Raw genomic sequence first — 17,466 nt, forward strand, 5'->3', positions numbered from 1 at the left:
AAAAAGCTGCCCTCAAACTGGCAGCTTTTGCTTTGATCTTAAATAGAAATGGTAATTTCAACAAATGATGAGATCAGTAAGATCAGTATCGATACATTGATAAAGCGAAACACCTTATCTTGCCGTTCTTCAGGAATCTCTCTGACAAGGCATAATGTATTAGTAAGCCTGTTTATTGAATACACAATAAACGCGGCAAAGACGATGAAGTAAAATAAAACTATCGGAGATCCCCCCTCTCTATGCTATTCCCATACTACATTACCAAATTTTTTATGAAAAAGATAGAAGTTGGCTTTAAAAACCTCATGATGAGGAAGTTTGGTCAACTAAAATATCAAACTCGTCTTGGGCTTGATCGATGATGCAGGATTTAGGTGCTTTGAGCAGTTTCCATGCAAATAAAAAGTCAGGCAAACAATAGCCTGCATGAATACTTGCGATGATGATAAAATAGTGTGCATACATTGGAAACGCCACGCCTAACACAAAGTAAAGCAGTGAAATCAAACAAAATGGACTGAGAAGTGAATAAAGCATTACTTTCTTTGGCACACGCTTCCAGCAATTTCGTTTAAATAGCGTCATTTTTTTCTTGTTTTTCATCACTGGGATCAAGTGAACCACACGGTGGACAAGCAATGTCACAAGTAAAAGCACAGCAAAAAGCGGTGCGTTGTGGCTGCTTAGTCTCGTTTCAGGATGAGTCAGTTGAAAACATAAAAAAGCCATAATGAAAAAAAGTATAGCAAGACTTATGGCTGAAATCAGCAGTCTCGTATAACCATAATCCTTTTCAAGATTAATGGTCTTCCAACAATTCATTTTTCATCCTTCCAATCTTAAAAAACTAATTGAATATCTCAAGATAATTTACTCTTCCTGAGGATAAAAATCAATGGTTTTGGTGAAAAAAAATAAAATGTTGCCTTCATATGGAATAAAGAGAGGAAACTTTGGGTTTTTCAAGAAAAAAAGACAGAAGAGGGAGGTTCGTCTCTTTCGTCAATGAGTAATTTCGGCTAAAATAGAAAGACTAAGAGAAAGAGGGAACGTACATGAGTATTGAGGAACGAATGAGCCAGCTCGAATATTATATGGAACTTTTGCTGACGGCGACCGATATGAGCCGTTATCCATATTATGCATTATTGATCAGGCAGCGGGTATCGAAAGAAGAGGCGAAGGAAATTGAGCGTATTTGTGCTGAGCTTTCAGAGGAAATGGACAAGCAAAAAGCACAAGGCTACGTCATGTTTGACGATATGCTTGCGCTTTTTGCAGGACAGTTAATTGAAAAGCTGGATGTGCATGAGACGATATTTGCATTGCATGATCAAGGGCTGTTTCAGCCGTTAATGGATGAATTTATAAAGATCATTAAACAATTTGATTTGCTTTAGCCGCTTTTTCTGCTGCATCAGCTGAGTCTTCAAGTTCCTCAGGCTTTTTCGTGACTTTTCCTCGCTCATTCAAAAAGTCCTTCTCAATGTTTGAAAACGATTTCTCAAAAATCTCCATGAAATCCTCACCATAGATGTTTCGGATAATACACATCATTTCTAAAATCTCAGGGAACTTTCCGTAAATGTCATGAAGCGGCTGTGCGCCTTTGACAATACCAGTTCGTGCCGGGTCATAATCTTCAAGTAGTTTATGGAATGTCTCTTCGCCTTTTGGCGTTAGCTCAATATACGTATTGCGTTTATCGTTTAACTTTTTAGAAAATTTTAAAAATCCTCGTTCCTCCAGTTTCTTGGAGAAGTTAAACGCCGTTGATACATGCATGACGCCAAACTTTGCAATTTCTGATATTGAAGCTCCTTTTAATTGATACGCAATCCACAAAATATGATGTTCATTGATATTTAGGTTATACGGTTTGATCCACTGCTGCCAGTCCTTTTCAATGGATTTCCAAAGAGCTTTGCTCAATTGGGCCATTCTTTGACTGAATAAAAGTGCTTCTTTTACATCGAAAGGCTGTTCCGAATGATTCATCCATTTCACCTACTTCTCTTTTTCTTGTAATTCTATTATGCCAATAAAATAAAGATTAATAAAGCTGAAAATTCAAGAATTTTTAAAACTCATGAAAAACATTGACAAAATAACCTTTTTTCAACAAAAAAAGTGCGGGATACGCACCCCGCACACTTTTGTAAACGAATATTTTTTCGTGAGTATATTAGTTTTGTAAGGTTTTCTCCAGTTGTTTGAGCTTTTCCTCAATTTCCTGAATTTCCTTTTGCAAGTCCTGCTGGTGAGGTTTGATTTCTTCGCGCCATTGCTGAATCGATGCTTGTAATTCAGTTCCGACTTCTTTAATGACCTCTGCGCTTTCTTTTGCTGTTTCAACAATTTGCTCTTTTAAAGCTTGTCCATCTCTTTTTAATCTTGTCAGCGTATCTTCGAATTTGTCATAGCCGTCTTTCATCTTTCCGCGCACATCTCTGCCAGAAGAGGGAGTCGTCAGGAGCACTGCCGCACCTCCGAGGAGACCGCCTACAAATAATCCTGTTAATAAAGAACGTCCACTAGCCATTCAAATCACCTCTAGTCAAATTTTACACATTCGCATGTTCTCTCTGAGCTGACGATCAGCTTCATTGAACTTCCATACATAGCTTGCTTTATTTTAGCATACTTTTGAAGAAAAGGGAGGGGAGAAGGTTGTCTGTCTTTCTGTTCGTTTTTACGTGTATCGGTGTCGTTTTTACAGGTGGTTCTATTCATTATGCAAGACAGCTGGGGTATGCAGGGTCTTATCCGCCAAAACATGTATTAAAGCAAAAAGCACTTGTGTGTGCGGCAGGTGCAGGGATTTCGCTCCTCATTTTGCTGCTGACCCTTTTTCTTTTATAAAAGCATGAAAAAACCTCTTCATCTATTATGAAGAGGTTCGATTATTCGTTAAGCAACTTCTATCATTCTTGCACGCCTTAGAATGGACTGAGCAATTGGGAAGACAAATACCATGGCAATGGTATTAATCACGGCTGCTGGAAGGACAACGCCCACAAGAAGTGCCGGTAATGCAGCTGGCAGTCCAGTAATCAGTAAAGCGGCAGATAGGAAAATCACGCCGGATACGATGGTTCCAATCGCAGTTAACACAGCGGTCAGCACCACTTTGTTCTTTATCTTCAAGCAAGATAAGAAAAGGGCTAGGAAGATAAAGGCTGTCACTGGTTTATCAATCATATTTGGAATTTGTCCGCCTGGGAAACCCGTTGTTAATGCAGAAATGACGCCAGTCACTAGGGCAATAACCACTACATGCTGTACCTTTGGGAAAAGGATGATGCTTAAAAACATCATGACCAGCATCATATCAGGTTTCATTCCGAAAAAGATGGGCGGGAAAATCGTATGCAAAACAGCTCCCATTGCTGCAAGCAATGACATAATCACTAATTCTTTTGTTTTCATTTCTATGCTCTCCTCTGCTAAGCTCTTAGGACTCTTCAATAATATGGCTCATCATTTATTGCAAGAGTCATCACTTTATATTTCTCGTTATTATAACAAATTTATTTCTCTATAGAAAAGCTTTTTTACTCATTTTCTTGCTGGAACTTTTTCATAAAGTCCGCAAGCTTTTGGCATTCTTCAATCGATACCGCATTGTAAATAGATGCTCTGCATCCACCGACAGAACGGTGACCGGCAAGTCCAACCATTTGTTCCTGCTTTGCTTTCTCTACAAAGGAAGCAGTGAGCGCATCATCACGAAGGGTAAACGTGACATTCATATGCGAACGGCTGTCAGTGCGTGCGTGTCCTTTGTAAAAACCGCCGCTTTGATCAATTGTGTCGTAGAGAATGCCTGCTTTTTGTTCATTGCGTTTTTCCGCTGCTTCTACGCCGCCAGCCTGTTTGACATGCTCAAGGACAAGAGACAGCATATAAATCGCAAAAGTCGGTGGTGTGTGATAAAGAGAGTTGGCTTTTGCGTGTGTTGAATATTTTAATATTTTCGGTGTGCTGCTTTTCTCTTTCTCTAATAAACGTTTGCGCGCGATCACAATCGTGATACCAGAAGGCCCTAAGTTTTTTTGTGCCCCAGCATAAATGAAATCAAATTGAGAAACATCGATTTTTTTGCTGAGAATATCACTGGACATATCTGCAATAAGCGGTAATGATGTACCAGGGAACGTTTTCCACTGAGTGCCGAAGATCGTATTGTTTGATGTGATGTGTAAATAAGCGCCATCTGTTAAACCGGAGGCATCTACTTCTGGAATATACGAGTAGTTGTCGTCTTCACTTGAAGCAAACACAGATGTTTCACCAAACCCTTGTGCTTCTGATAATGCTTTTTCTGACCAAGCGCCTGTTTGAATGAAATGAGCCGTTTCGCCTTCATGTAAGAAGTTCATAGGAATCATCGCAAATTGAAGACTAGCTCCGCCCTGTAAAAAGAGGACTTCGTAATCTTCAGGAATGTCCATCAGTTCCACCAACAGTGCTTTTGCCTTATTGTGGACTTCTTCATATTCACCGCTGCGATGAGACAGCTCCATCACAGACATCCCAGTTTGTTTAAAATCAACAAGTTCTTCCTGTGCTTTTTGAAGCACTTCTAGCGGCAGTGCCGCCGGACCAGCATTAAAATTCGTCGTTCGCTTCATCACAATCTCTCCCTATTTCTCGCGTTAATGGATCAAAAGATAAAACCATCCTATCACAAATTTGAAGCAATTGGACGAAAAATTTGAATCGTTTTAAATATCTTACTATTAAGAGTTGAAAGCGATAAAAAGGGGCAGAAATAAGAAAAACCTCATCTATTAAGATGAGGTAAGCCGCGTGTGGATGGCAGAAGAAATATCTTTTAAATCCTCTGACGTGTATTGCTCTTGATGTGATTTCCATACAGCACCAAAGCCATCGCCTTTTCCGTAGCGCGGAATGATATGCATATGGTAATGGAACACAGATTGTCCGGCTTTTTCGCCGTTGTTGTTTAGAAGGTTTAACCCAATTGGTTCAAATTCCTGTTTGATTGCTCTTGCAATTTTCGGAATCGCTTGGAAGTAGTGATTAGACACTTCTGGTGTCATCTCGTAGATATTTTCTTTATGTATTTTCGGGATTACAAGGGTATGTCCTTTTGTTACTTGGCTAATATCTAGAAAAGCCAATACATGCTCGTCTTCATATACTTTTGCACATGGAATGTCTCCATCAATAATCTTGCAAAAAATACAATCGCTCACGTCATGTCACTCCTCATTCATTTTCCTTCATCGTATCACAAAAAGAAGCAAAAAAGAAAACAGGACAAGCGAACTCCTTTGGTCGCTCATCCTGCTCCTGCAGAAGAAATGCTGATGCTTTCATTCGATATGCCTTTTGAATTCTCTATTTACTGAAATAAAGAATTCGTATGCCTGCTATTTCTGCCGTAAACACCTCATTTGACGTTTTGGTTTGTCGTATACATATTGTATAGGACACAAAAATCAAGAATCAGTGAAGCAAAACAGAAGCTAAGGTTTTTAGATGAAAAACCAACTTGTCATGCGGTTCTTTGCCTTTAACAAACACCTCATTTACTTATTGGTCATCAAGTTCATTTCTTCTACATACATTATGATGACCAAAGTGCCTATTTTTTATTCATGCCGCGATTAAGGTAAACATTTCAAATTACCTTTCGTTTTTGTTACTATAAAGAAAAAAGAAAGAAAGGAACGAATTCATGTCCCTTCTCACTGTAAAAGATGTAACGGGTGGATATACGAAGAATCCCGTTCTAAAAAATATCTCATTTGAATTAGAAAGAAATCAAATCGTCGGTCTCATCGGCTTAAACGGGGCGGGGAAAAGCACAACCATTCGCCATATCATCGGGCTCATGAAACCGCATAAAGGTGTCATTGAATTGAATGGACGAACTCTTCAAGACGATCAAGAGGCGTATCGTTCGCAATTTACGTTTATTCCAGAAACACCTGTATTATATGAAGAATTAACCTTAAAAGAGCATTTAGAGCTGACAGCGATGGCTTACGGTCTGTCAAAGGAACAATTAGATGAACGTCTGCCGTCATTGCTGAAAGAATTTCGAATGGAGAAACGTTTGAAATGGTTCCCTGCTCATTTTTCAAAAGGAATGAAACAGAAGGTCATGATTATGTGTGCATTCCTTGTTGAACCAGAACTGTATATCATCGATGAACCGTTTTTAGGGCTTGATCCTCTTGCGATTAATGCACTTCTTGAACGGATGAATGCTGCGAAGAAAAACGGCGCAAGTGTCCTGATGTCGACGCATATTTTGGCGACAGCTGAGCGCTATTGTGATTCCTTTATTATTTTGCACGAAGGGGAAATCAGAGCGAAAGGAACACTGACAGAGCTGAGAGAACAGTTCAATATGAGAGATGCGACACTCGATGATCTTTATTTGGAATTAACAAAGGAAGAAAGCTATGAGTAAAATGACGCAAACCATTTGGAAATCCCGATTAGAGGAACACATGCAAGATACAAGAAAATATTTAAAATACATGTTCAATGATCATCTTGTCATTGTGCTCATTTTTTTCCTTGCAGGCGGAGCGAGCTGGTATAGTAACTGGCTCAAACAGATTCCGGCTCACTTCCCATCCTACTGGGTCATGGCAGTTGTTTTTTCATTGGTGCTGACAAGCTCTTACGTGCGTACGTTGATCAAAGAAGCAGATCTCGTGTTTTTGCTTCCCTTGGAAGGGAAGATGGAGCCTTATTTAAAACAAGCTTTTAATTTTAGCTTCATTTCCCAGCTGTTTCCTCTTATTGCCGTATCCATTGTTGCACTTCCGCTTTATTCTGCGGTGTCTTCAGGCGGCCTCAAGATGTATGTGCTGATATTGGCGCAAATGATTTTGATCAAGGGTGTGAATACAGCAATTCAATGGAGGATCACTTATTTTCAAGGAAAACAGATCAGATGGCTTGATGCAGTCCTTCGTTTTCTATTGAATATGATTTTGGTATATACCGTTTTACAGGCATCCTATGCAATCGCAATCGTTTTTTATCTGATCTATGGTGTCTATCTCGTTTACTTAACCAATGCAGTAAAAAAACAGCCTTTTCAATGGGAATTGCATATTTCTGACGAATTAAAACGAAAACAGCGCTTTTATCGTCTGGCAAACTTATTTACAGATGTGCCTCATTTAAAGAAACAGGTGAAAAGAAGAGCATACATGGACTGGCTCTTGCAGTTTGTTCCGTATGACCAGCGTAAAACTTTTTCTTACATGTATGTGAGGGCGTTTTTACGTTCAAATGACTATTTTGGTCTCGTGTTTAGGCTAACCGCCGTGTTTGTGCTGATTATTTTGTATACAGGTGCAGCAGGCTGGGTGGGTGCGCTGCTTGTCTTGTTCACCGTGTTTATCACAGGTGTACAGCTTGTGCCGTTAACGAAGCACTTTTCCCATCTTTCATTACAGGCACTTTATCCAGTTGCTCAGCAAGAAAAGGATCGGAGCTTTTTTGTTCTCGTTCGTAATGTGCTTATTATTCAATCGATATTGCTGAGCTGTGCAGTACTCCCGGCAGGAGGATGGCAGGGAAGTGGACTTGCCCTTCTGATTTCGCTGGCATTTGTACTTGTCCTCTTCAAGCCTTACGTACTCAGTCGATTAAAAAAGATGAGATAAGCGGAGATATGTTTCTGACAGCAAGCGTATGATGACATCAAGGAGGGGTCCGGATGAATGCAGCTGAACGGGAGTTGTATGAAGAAGCCATTTTTTTTCAAACGCGTTTTTTAAGAAAACCTTCGAAGATCGAACGGTTTTCAAAAGGAGTTCAGCAGCAGGTGAACCGCCGAATCCCTGCTCGATTTCATCAAGTCATCACAAGTGCGGTCAAAACAATGGTTGAATCCACCGTATCAGGATCGCACTTCACTTCATTTTCGGTGATTGATGAGCAATTATCTATCATCGAGCGAAATGAACTGGCAAAGGAGAAAGTGAAGTACTATCAAAAGGCAGCTGCGATCGAAGGAATTGGAACAGGTGCAGGTGGTATATTGCTCGGTATGGCAGACTTTCCGCTGCTGCTTAGCATTAAGATGAAATGTCTTTATGAGCTGGCATGTATTTATGGCTTTGATTTGTCTCAAAAAGAAGAAAGACTCTTTTTGCTCTGTATATTTCAACTCGCCTTTTCCGGCAGTGCACATCGTCAAAAAATGATGAACATCATAGATGATTGGGAAACGAGCTGCGAGGAAATGGATTGGTACAGCTTTCAGCAGGAGTATCGAGATTACATTGACCTAGTGAAGCTATTTCAATTAATGCCGATCGTCGGAGCCGCTGTTGGCGGTGTGGCAAATCATCAGCTGACAGGACAGCTTGGAGATGTCGCTCGTCATGTGTTTCACTTACGAGTGTTGAAAGAAATGAAATAGAAAAGCCGCTGGCGACAGCGGCATCAGCGTGTAGACAAACCCTCGCATTCGTTGTCAGGGCTGCGTTCCGGTGCTCACGAATGTTCAATTCGCTCCGCTCCGGTACTCGTCCTTCCTAGACTTCAAAGGTTTTCTATCACACTGAAAAGAAGACAAAGGGCTAAAATAAAAATCATTTTAGCCCTTTGTCAATAATCTAAAGCCGCTGGCGACAGCGGCTTTTTTTCATTCATCGTAGGAAAGGACGGCACGGGCGAGTACCTTTGCTGCGACAGGCATTGCTTTTTCGTTGATATCAAATTTTGGGTGATGATGGGGATACACGTCTTGGCTGTTTTCAGGCATGGCGCCTGTGTAAAAGAAGGTACCAGGGACATGCTGAAGGTAGTAAGCAAAATCTTCTCCACCCATTTGGGTTTCCGCTTCTTTTACTTCTGTGACACCTTCTGTCTGTTTTGCGATGTCAGCAATATATTCAGTCGGCTTTGGATGATTTTTAACAGCAGGATATCCTCTCACATATTCATATGTGTAGTCGGCATCATGCATGTCGCACACCCCTTTCACGACCTGTTCAATTTCTCGTTCGATGGTGTGTCGTGCACTTTCTTCAAAGGATCGTGCAGTACCAGTTAAAACAGCTGAATCTGCAATGACGTTAAAAGCATTCTCTGCCACAAAACCTCCAACAGATACAACAGCAGAATCAACTGGATTGACTTTACGGGCAACGACTTGCTGCAGGTTTGCGACGATTTGTGAACCGATGAGTACGGCATCTTTCGTTAAGTGAGGCTGTGCGCCGTGTCCGCCTTTCCCCTGAACTCGAATAGAGAAGCGGTCGGCGGCTGCCATAAAGTTCCCGCTTTTATAAAGAACGGTGCCACAAGGCTCTGGAGACCAAAGGTGCGTACCGAATATGACATCGACACCGTCTAAGCAGCCGTCTTCAATCATTGGTTTTGCACCGCCTGGCGCATATTCTTCTGCGTGCTGATGAATGAGGACGATTTTCCCTTTTAATTGATCGCGGTGCTCATTCAAGATTTTCGCTAAGACAAGTAGTGTCGCTGTGTGCCCATCGTGCCCGCATGCATGCATCACACCTGGCTTTGTTGATTTGTAAGGCACTTCCTTTTCATCATGGATGGGAAGTGCATCAAAATCAGCCCTGAGGGCAATCGTCGGCCCCGGAGAAGCTCCTTCGATAAAGGCGAGTACACCATGGCCGCCCACCTGTGTACGTGTTGGTATATGTAATGTGTCATAGTAGTTGGCGATGAAAGCGGCTGTTTCTTCTTCCTGGAAAGAAAGTTCAGGATTCATGTGGAGATGGCGTCTAATTTCAACCATTTCCTTATAATGTTCATCAAGACGTTCATTAATGCTTTTTTGTAAAGTGGATATTGTCATTGAGTCGAAAACCTCCTTCATGCTCTTTTACTGATTGTATGGTAATTGTTAGAATCTTTCAACAGAAGAGGATTTCGCATGCTGCATCAAAAGGTCATTTTACATAAAAGTCGAAGTTGATATGAAGCGGGGAAAGGGAGGAATCGTGTTGGGAAGCTGTCCAAATTGTTCAAAAGCATTTTCTTTCGTTGAAAAGTTTCAATTATCACATACGAAAATGATGATGTGTCCAAGCTGTCGTCATCAAGTCAAAGAAACCTTTGTCTCCAAGATGAGTTTTTTCATGATCTGCTTGATTCCGCTATTGGTGATGCTCATTCAATTGAAAGGTGCTTCACCTATGTTGAAGTGGCCGATCTTATTAGGATGGATACTATTGAATTTTTATGTGCTTCAGCCGATCATTCATCGGTACGAGCTGACATCACGACGATAAAATGAAAAGCCCAGCTATTGGGCTTTTTTTCATGAAAAAAAGAAGTGCTGCTTTCAGCACTTCCTTAATTGTCTGTAACGGCATGATAGGATGTGAGAAAAGCAGGACGAGAGAAGATGGAGCCAGTATCCTCGTTTGGCTGAAAGAACGCTTCTGATTCTTGAAAGTCTTCAAATAAGTCCTCTGATTCCCAAAGTGTCATAATCAAATACACTTCTTCATCTTTTTTCGGTCTTAACACTCGAAGAGCCTGGAAGCCCCGCTGATGTTCCGAGATGTTCGTCTTCTTCTGAAAAGTAGATTCAAAAAGTGCTCTGCTTTCAAGCTTCACAGGGATATGATTCAAGGTGACGAAGCCAGATTGGACTAGCTCACCTTTCGCATAAATCACATCATAGGCATGAGGGGCTTTAAAAACAGTCTCGCCCTCCGTCTCATGGAAAAGAGCTGCTTGTTCTTTTCCGACCATATAAAGCAGATTTTCCTGATCGTGTTTCTTTGTGATTTTATGCAAGAAATCTGCTGTTCCATATGTGATATAGACATTCATCTAAACCGCCTCCTGCTTGATAGTATAACAAAAGAATGATATATAATTCTTTGGTAGTCAATCCATAAAACATATTATGAAGCAATACATCCCATACTATCCGTATAAAGGAATGAGGTGACCTAATTTGAAGAAAAAGAAGATAATCATTCCATTAGTCATTGCAGGAAGTACCATCGTACTTTCATTTATTGGCTATCTGACCATTTTATTTTTAGGACATTATGTCATAGATGAAAAGAAGCTTGTTTTTCACGCTTCATCCCAAATCATTGATCAGAATGGAAAAGAACTTACAAGTATGTATTCAGAAAATCGGGACCCTGTCTCATTAAAGGAGGTACCTGATAAAGTAGCGAAAGCTTTTGTGGCTGTCGAGGACAAACGATTTTATGAGCATCATGGTATTGATGCACAGTCAATTTCAAGGGCGGTTTATCGAGATATATTAGCAGGAGGAAAGGTAGAGGGCGGCAGTACAATCACTCAGCAGCTCGCAAAAAATATTTTTCTCACAAATGACAAAACCTTTCTTCGAAAAACAAAAGAAGTCATTATTGCCATTAATTTAGAAAGAGATTATTCAAAGGATAAACTGCTCGAGATGTATCTGAATCAGCTTTACTTCGGTCATGGCGTCTACGGTATTCAGGCAGCAGCCAATTATTACTTTAGTAAAGATGTGAAAGATTTAACTGTCAGCGAAGGGGCTACACTCGCTGCGATGCCAAAAGCGCCGTCTACTTACTCGCCTGTTTTACACCCTGATAAAAATAAACAAAGGCGGGACACCATCCTTAATTTAATGAATGAGCAAGGATATTTATCATCAACAGAAACAGTAGAAGCAAAAGGGAGAACACTAGGCATTCATTTGAAAAAGAAATCAGAAACGCCTTGGGTCGACAGCTATGTCGATCTCATCATTAAGGAGGCAGAATCAGAGTATGCCATTTCACATGAGCAATTGCTTCAAGGTGGTTATACCATTACAGTTCCGATCGATATGAATCTGCAAAAGGTCGCTTACGATGCGATGAAAAACAACCGTTATTTCCCGGGAAAAAGCGGTTCTCCTGAAAGCAGTGCCATCTTTATTGATAATGAGTCTGGCGGAGTAAAAGCAGCGATTGGAGGACGAGAATATCAAGCGAGGGGCTATAACAGGGTGACCGCTGTTAGACAGCCTGGATCTGTTTTCAAGCCGATCGCGGTATATGGTCCGGCAATGCAGGAGAAAAAATTCCGACCTTATTCCCTGCTTGAAGACAAAGAAAAAAGCTATGACGGCTATTCACCAAAGAATTACGATGGGCAGTATGAAGGCAGGGTCACAATGGTGGATGCGCTCATGAAAAGTAAGAATACAGCTGCGGTGTGGACATTAAGCGAGCTTGGTATTGATACCTCGAAATCATATCTCGAGAAAATGGGAATGGAGATTTCGGATAAAGGACTTGCCATGGCACTTGGCGGCTTAGAAAAAGGGGTTTCTCCACTTCAAATCGCTGGAGCTTTCCACACATTTGCAAATGAAGGCGTATATAAAAAGCCTTTCTTCATTCAAAAAATCACCAATGATGAAGGAGAAACGGTAGAGAAGAATCGCAGTAAGCCAGAACGAGTGTTTAGCGTGCAGAATGCTTGGAATATGACAAGAATGCTGCAGCAAGTCGTCAAAGGCGGAACAGCCCAGAGCGGTTCATATGCTGGAGATTTAGCAGGTAAAACAGGCACGACCACATATTCAGGTGTGAAAGGTGCAACAAAAGATGCTTGGTTTGCCGGCTATACGCCTAGTACAACGGGTGCGATCTGGATGGGGTATGACACAACCGATAACAGTCACTATTTAACTGGCGGCAGTCAATACCCAGTGCAGCTGTTTAAAGATATTTTAACGACAGCCCAAATCACCAATGAAACGTTTGAAAAACCAGAGGGAATTAAAGAACTTCAATCGCCAATCCATTTAGAGGGACTTTCAGGATTTGAAGCCCGCTATGCGTTTAAAATCAAAGGATTGTTTACATTAGAGCTTTCTTGGGACAAGCAGGAGGATAAACGGGTTGAATACCGTATTTATGAGAAGAGAAATGGAAACGAGACGCTGATCGATTCAGTGACAGGCGTGGGCAGCTACACAATGCCGTATGCCAACGTGTTTTCAGATGCGGAGTATAAGGTTGTTCCATATAATACCCAAACGCAAGAAGAAGGAGAAGGCAGTCCGTATGTCAAGCCAGAGGCTTTTGGACGTTAATATTCGGCGAATTTTTGAACATTGAGCCGCTTTAGTATACCGTGCCTTGAAAAAGCGGTATAGTAAAAGCAGTGTTTGAGCCTTATACAAAGAGCGTGTAAGGCGAAAGGTGGAATGAAAGGTAATGGGAAAAACGAAGGCTTTTAATGACACGTTCTTAAAGGCGTGCAAAGGGGAAAAAACAGACCATGTACCAGTTTGGTATATGAGACAGGCAGGACGCTCACAGCCTGAATATCGTGCCCTTAAAGAAAAATACGGGCTATTTGAAATTACGCATCAGCCAGAGTTATGTGCTTATGTAACAAGACTTCCTGTAGAACAATATGGTGTAGATGCCGCTATTTTATATAAAGATATTATGACCCCGCTTCCGGCTATTGGAGTGGACGTTGAAATTAAAAATGGAATTGGACCTGTGATTGATTCACCGATTCGGACAAAAGCAGATATTGAACGTCTTGGGGAGCTTCATCCTGAAGAAGACCTGCCATATGTGCTTGATACCATTCAGCTTTTAACGAAGGAGCAGCTGAATGTACCGCTCATTGGTTTTGCCGGTGCACCATTTACGATGGCAAGCTATATGATTGAAGGCGGCCCATCTAAAAACTATCATAAAACAAAAGCGCTGATGTACAGTGAGCCTGAGACATGGATGCTGCTCATGAACAAATTAGCTGATATGACGATCACGTACATACGTGCGCAGGTAAAAGCAGGGATCAGTGCGTTTCAAATCTTTGACTCATGGGTTGGTGCTTTAAATGCAGCAGATTACCGGACATTCATTAAACCTGTCATGCAGCGAATTTTCACAGAGTTGAAGAGTGAAAATGTACCAATGATCATGTACGGAGTTGGGGCAAGCCATCTGGTGAAAGATTGGCATGACCTGCCGCTAGATGTCGTTGGACTGGATTGGCGTATGAGTGTAGACGAGGCTCGAAAAGAAGGGCTCACAAAAACGTTACAAGGGAATCTTGATCCAACGATCTTACTTTCTCCTTGGGAAGTCATTGAAGAGAGAGCAAAAGATATTTTAGATCAAGGGATGAAATCAGATCACTTCATCTTTAACTTAGGTCATGGGGTATTTCCAGATGTTTCACCAGATACGTTAAAGAAGCTGACCGATTTTATTCACGACTATTCAGCTAAACATAAAAAAACATCCATCTAAACTATTTCAAATGATCTGAAGGAGTGTTGGTTGTGGAGAAAAAGAAAATGGGGCTTCTTGTCATGGCATATGGCACCCCATATAAAGAAGAAGACATTGAGCGTTATTATACACATATTCGTAGAGGCAGAAAGCCGGAGCCAGAAATGCTGCAAGATTTAAAGGATCGCTACAAGGCAATCGGCGGTATTTCTCCTTTATCAAAAATTACAGAGCAGCAGGCAAATGGTTTGTGTGAGCACTTGAATGACATTCAAGACGACATTGAATTTCATGTCTACATTGGCTTAAAACATATCGAGCCTTTCATTGAGGATGCAGTTGCTGAAATGCACAAGGACGGCATTACAGAAGCTGTGAGTATCGTTCTTGCGCCGCATTTCTCAACCTTTAGTGTGAAATCGTATAACAAACGTGCACAAGATGAGGCAGACAAGCTGGGCAATTTACAGATTACGTCTGTTGAAAGCTGGTACGATGAGCCGAAGTTTGTGGACTATTGGGTGAAACAAGTGAAGGATACGTATGCATCAATGAGTCAAGAGGAACGAGATTCCGCGGTACTTATTGTGTCTGCACACAGTCTGCCTGAAAAAATTATTGCAGCAGGAGATCCATATCCTGATCAGCTCGCACAATCGGCCAAAATGATTGCGGAAGGTGCGGGAATTGAACACTATGAAATTGGCTGGCAAAGTGAAGGCAACACGCCGGATCCATGGCTTGGACCAGACGTGCAAGACTTAACGCGGGATTTATTTGAACAAAAAGGCTATCAAACATTCGTGTATGTGCCTGTTGGTTTTGTCGCTGACCATCTTGAAGTGTTATACGACAACGATTATGAATGTAAAGTCGTGACAGATGAAATTGGTGCAGCCTACTATCGTCCAGAAATGCCAAATGCGAAACCAGCATTTATTGATGCTCTGGCAACAGTCGTATTAAAGAAGCTTGACGAAAGCAAGTAATCATATAAAAGAAGGCGATCCTATGTATGACAATCAAAAACACCTTGTCATCATTGGCGGTGGCATCACTGGTTTAGCCGCCGCCTTCTATTTGGAAAAGGAAGTCGAAGAAAAAGGTCTTCCGATTCAAATATCTCTTATTGAAGCGAGCCCTAGGCTAGGTGGAAAAATCCAAACATTATATAAAGACGGCTACATCATCGAACGTGGACCTGATTCATTTTTAGAAAGAAAAGTCAGTGGACCGCAGCTGGCTAAGGATGTCGGTCTGTCCGATCAGCTCGTCAATAATGAAACTGGGCAAGCGTATGTACTAGTCAACGAAACCCTTCATCCGATGCCAAAGGGTGCTGTGATGGGTATTCCAACTCAAATCAGCCCATTTATTACAACTGGTCTTTTTTCAGTTGCGGGAAAAGCGAGAGCGGCGATGGATTTCGTGTTGCCAAAAAGCAAGCAGACCGAAGATCAGTCGCTTGGTGAATTTTTTAGAAGACGTGTGGGTGATGAGGTCGTTGAGAATTTAATCGAGCCGCTTCTATCAGGCATTTACGCAGGGGATATTGACCGCCTGAGCTTAATGTCCACCTTCCCGCAATTTTATCAAACAGAACAGCAGCATCGCAGTTTGATTCTTGGGATGAAAAAATCACAGCAGCATGCGAAAGCACAGCAAGTGACTGCGAAAAAACAAGGACAGTTCCAAACGATCAATCAAGGACTGCAGTCGCTTGTGGAAGCAGTAGAAAGTAAGCTCAAGCTGACAACGGTGTATAAAGGGACAAAAGTGAAGCAGATTGAAAAAACAGAGGGAGGCTATGGTGTGCAATTAGACAGCGGTCAAACGCTTTTTGCCGATTCAACCATTGTCACGACTCCGCATCAATCGATCTATTCCATGTTTCCTAAAGAAGCAGGGCTTGAGTATTTGCATGACATGACCTCTACTTCTGTTGCAACGGTAGCACTCGGTTTTAAAGAAGAGGATGTTCATAATGAATATGACGGCACTGGTTTTGTCATCTCAAGAAACAGTGATTTCTCTATTACGGCCTGTACATGGACAAACAAAAAATGGCCGCATACAGCTCCGAAAGGAAAAACGCTATTGCGTGCGTATGTCGGAAAAGCTGGCGACGAATCGATTGTCGAGCAGTCAGACAGTCAAATCGTCAGCATCGTGCTTGAAGATTTAAAGAGAATCATGGATATTAAAGCAGATCCAGAATTGACGACAGTGACTCGCTGGAAGACCAGTATGCCGCAATATCACGTCGGTCATCAAAAAGCTATTTCGAACATGCGAGAAACGTTTAAGCAATCATATCCTGGTGTTTATATCACAGGTGCTGCTTTTGAAGGTGTTGGAATCCCTGATTGTATTGATCAAGGAAAAGCCGCCATCTCAGAAGCTGTATCGTATCTATTTTCATAAAAAACAACTCCCTTTTCTGTCATGGAAAGGGAGTTTTTCATGTTCGAATCATTCGAAAAGAGTTGGGAATCATAAATGTGAACAAAGTTGTTGCATCCGGGGAAAGGGATATGGTATATTACTTTCTGTACTTAATGACCAAAACGTTCAAATAGTCATTTCGGGAGTGAGATCATGAGTGTTGATAGGAGACAAATGATTTTAGATGGTGCGACGAAGGCATTTACTCAATTCGGGTATAAAGCGACCACAATGGACCTCGTGGCGAAGCTTGCCAACGTCGGGAAAGGAACCATTTATACATTTTTCAAAAACAAAGAAGAGTTGTTCGATGAAATTTTCACATCCCTTTTACTAGAGATGAGGAAAATTGCGGATGAGGCGATTGATGAGAAGAATAGTTTCTCTGAAAACCTTCACTTAGCACTCTTTGCAATTTTAGAATTTCGAAAAAACCACCAGCTCACAATTAAGATTTTTCAGGAAAATGCGGAGCTTGGCACGTCAGCGGTCAAGGAAATGATCGAAAAGATGGAGCAGATGATCATTCGCTATATCAAAATGAAAGTACAAGAAGCGATGGATAAAGGCGACATTAAGCCTTGTGATCCTGAATTGACTGCATTTGTGATGGTGAAACTATATATTGCACTGATTTTTGATTGGGAAAAGCGATACGAGCCTTTAACAAAAGAAGAGGTAGCCGAATCGCTGGAGCTTTATGTCTTAAAAGGACTATCTGCAACAACATAATTTTTTTTGAGTTCATATGACCAAATTTTATATTTAG

The 17,466-nt window shown here is 41.3% G+C and carries 20 protein-coding genes; 11 read left to right on the forward strand and 9 right to left on the reverse strand.

Translation table 11 applies throughout. The features are described 5' to 3' along the window. Positions 1–38: 38 nt before the first annotated feature. Both C6Y06_RS20295 and C6Y06_RS05590 read right to left on the reverse strand, forming a co-directional pair. Positions 39–224 carry a hypothetical protein gene (locus tag C6Y06_RS20295; RefSeq protein WP_072368131.1) on the reverse strand — a complete coding sequence of 62 codons (186 nt, stop codon included), beginning with the start codon at positions 222–224 and terminating at the stop codon, positions 39–41. 82 nt (positions 225–306) lie between these two features. Beyond that, positions 307–825 (reverse strand): DUF3267 domain-containing protein, encoded by a 519-nt coding sequence (locus tag C6Y06_RS05590; protein WP_060595916.1) that lies wholly within the window; start codon positions 823–825, stop codon positions 307–309. 233 nt (positions 826–1,058) lie between these two features. Here C6Y06_RS05590 and C6Y06_RS05595 point away from each other — a divergent pair, with 233 nt between their 5' ends. Then, on the forward strand, positions 1,059–1,403 hold the full coding sequence (locus C6Y06_RS05595) for a YhaI family protein (protein ID WP_106036608.1): 345 nt from the start codon (positions 1,059–1,061) through the stop codon (positions 1,401–1,403). On the opposite strand, the gene C6Y06_RS05600 is transcribed toward C6Y06_RS05595, so the two are convergent. Further along, positions 1,381–2,001: an HTH-type transcriptional regulator Hpr gene (locus C6Y06_RS05600; RefSeq protein WP_034663587.1), complete on the reverse strand. Its 621-nt coding sequence runs from the start codon at positions 1,999–2,001 to the stop codon at positions 1,381–1,383. The two genes, C6Y06_RS05595 and C6Y06_RS05600, sit on opposite strands and share 23 nt — an antisense overlap. Before the next feature lie 187 nt (positions 2,002–2,188). Continuing rightward, on the reverse strand, positions 2,189–2,545 hold the full coding sequence (locus C6Y06_RS05605; protein ID WP_034663584.1) for a YtxH domain-containing protein: 357 nt from the start codon (positions 2,543–2,545) through the stop codon (positions 2,189–2,191). Positions 2,546–2,673: 128 nt separating this feature from the next. Between C6Y06_RS05605 and yhzF the strand changes: the two genes are divergently transcribed. Beyond that, entirely contained in the window at positions 2,674–2,865 is a 192-nt protein-coding gene (gene yhzF / locus C6Y06_RS05610) for a membrane protein YhzF (RefSeq protein WP_003211362.1), read from the forward strand. A gap of 48 nt (positions 2,866–2,913) precedes the next feature. Here yhzF and C6Y06_RS05615 read toward each other — a convergent pair whose 3' ends face one another. From C6Y06_RS05615 to C6Y06_RS05625, 3 genes are all read right to left on the reverse strand, one after another. Further along, on the reverse strand, positions 2,914–3,432 hold the full coding sequence (locus tag C6Y06_RS05615) for a tryptophan transporter (protein ID WP_024425455.1): 519 nt from the start codon (positions 3,430–3,432) through the stop codon (positions 2,914–2,916). Between the two features lie 125 nt (positions 3,433–3,557). Then, positions 3,558–4,637, reverse strand: a complete 1,080-nt coding sequence (serC, locus tag C6Y06_RS05620; RefSeq protein WP_106036609.1) for a 3-phosphoserine/phosphohydroxythreonine transaminase — start codon at positions 4,635–4,637, stop codon at positions 3,558–3,560. A gap of 159 nt (positions 4,638–4,796) precedes the next feature. After that, a complete protein-coding gene (locus C6Y06_RS05625; protein WP_034663580.1) occupies positions 4,797–5,225 on the reverse strand; it encodes an HIT family protein in 429 nt (142 codons plus the stop codon). A gap of 485 nt (positions 5,226–5,710) precedes the next feature. Here C6Y06_RS05625 and C6Y06_RS05630 point away from each other — a divergent pair, with 485 nt between their 5' ends. The 3 genes from C6Y06_RS05630 to C6Y06_RS05640 are packed head-to-tail and all read left to right on the forward strand — an operon-like array spanning position 5,711 to position 8,425. Then, positions 5,711–6,451, forward strand: coding sequence for an ABC transporter ATP-binding protein (locus C6Y06_RS05630; RefSeq protein ID WP_003212171.1), 741 nt, complete (start codon positions 5,711–5,713; stop codon positions 6,449–6,451). Continuing rightward, positions 6,444–7,664, forward strand: coding sequence for an ABC transporter permease (locus C6Y06_RS05635; protein ID WP_060595920.1), 1,221 nt, complete (start codon positions 6,444–6,446; stop codon positions 7,662–7,664). Before C6Y06_RS05630 ends, C6Y06_RS05635 begins: the two co-directional genes overlap by 8 nt. A 53-nt stretch (positions 7,665–7,717) precedes the next feature. Continuing rightward, positions 7,718–8,425: an EcsC family protein gene (locus C6Y06_RS05640; RefSeq protein ID WP_060595922.1), complete on the forward strand. Its 708-nt coding sequence runs from the start codon at positions 7,718–7,720 to the stop codon at positions 8,423–8,425. A gap of 225 nt (positions 8,426–8,650) precedes the next feature. Here C6Y06_RS05640 and C6Y06_RS05645 read toward each other — a convergent pair whose 3' ends face one another. Continuing rightward, complete coding sequence (locus tag C6Y06_RS05645; RefSeq protein ID WP_106036610.1) at positions 8,651–9,838, reverse strand: M20 family metallopeptidase; 1,188 nt, start codon at positions 9,836–9,838, stop codon at positions 8,651–8,653. A 148-nt stretch (positions 9,839–9,986) separates the two neighbouring features. Here C6Y06_RS05645 and C6Y06_RS05650 point away from each other — a divergent pair, with 148 nt between their 5' ends. Continuing rightward, on the forward strand, positions 9,987–10,274 hold the full coding sequence (locus C6Y06_RS05650; protein WP_223251434.1) for a hypothetical protein: 288 nt from the start codon (positions 9,987–9,989) through the stop codon (positions 10,272–10,274). A 64-nt stretch (positions 10,275–10,338) separates the two neighbouring features. Here the strand turns inward: C6Y06_RS05650 and C6Y06_RS05655 are convergent, their stop codons facing one another. After that, positions 10,339–10,824 carry an antibiotic biosynthesis monooxygenase family protein gene (locus C6Y06_RS05655; RefSeq protein ID WP_060595924.1) on the reverse strand — a complete coding sequence of 162 codons (486 nt, stop codon included), beginning with the start codon at positions 10,822–10,824 and terminating at the stop codon, positions 10,339–10,341. Between the two features lie 127 nt (positions 10,825–10,951). Here C6Y06_RS05655 and C6Y06_RS05660 point away from each other — a divergent pair, with 127 nt between their 5' ends. The 5 genes from C6Y06_RS05660 to C6Y06_RS05680 all read left to right on the forward strand — a co-directional run bounded on the left by C6Y06_RS05660 (position 10,952) and on the right by C6Y06_RS05680 (position 17,429). Further along, positions 10,952–13,087 (forward strand): transglycosylase domain-containing protein, encoded by a 2,136-nt coding sequence (locus C6Y06_RS05660; protein ID WP_060595925.1) that lies wholly within the window; start codon positions 10,952–10,954, stop codon positions 13,085–13,087. Between the two features lie 124 nt (positions 13,088–13,211). Then, positions 13,212–14,270, forward strand: coding sequence for a uroporphyrinogen decarboxylase (gene hemE, locus C6Y06_RS05665; RefSeq protein ID WP_060595926.1), 1,059 nt, complete (start codon positions 13,212–13,214; stop codon positions 14,268–14,270). 32 nt (positions 14,271–14,302) lie between these two features. Continuing rightward, positions 14,303–15,241: a ferrochelatase gene (gene hemH / locus C6Y06_RS05670; RefSeq protein ID WP_034663560.1), complete on the forward strand. Its 939-nt coding sequence runs from the start codon at positions 14,303–14,305 to the stop codon at positions 15,239–15,241. 22 nt (positions 15,242–15,263) lie between these two features. Further along, positions 15,264–16,676, forward strand: a complete 1,413-nt coding sequence (hemY, locus tag C6Y06_RS05675; protein WP_106036611.1) for a protoporphyrinogen oxidase — start codon at positions 15,264–15,266, stop codon at positions 16,674–16,676. 174 nt (positions 16,677–16,850) lie between these two features. Then, positions 16,851–17,429 carry a TetR/AcrR family transcriptional regulator gene (locus tag C6Y06_RS05680; protein ID WP_034620016.1) on the forward strand — a complete coding sequence of 193 codons (579 nt, stop codon included), beginning with the start codon at positions 16,851–16,853 and terminating at the stop codon, positions 17,427–17,429. The last annotated feature ends 37 nt before the right edge of the window (positions 17,430–17,466 follow it).

This window comes from Bacillus sp. MZGC1 (genome assembly GCF_002998605.1).
In the GTDB taxonomy this organism is placed as follows: Bacteria; Bacillota; Bacilli; order Bacillales; family Bacillaceae; genus Bacillus.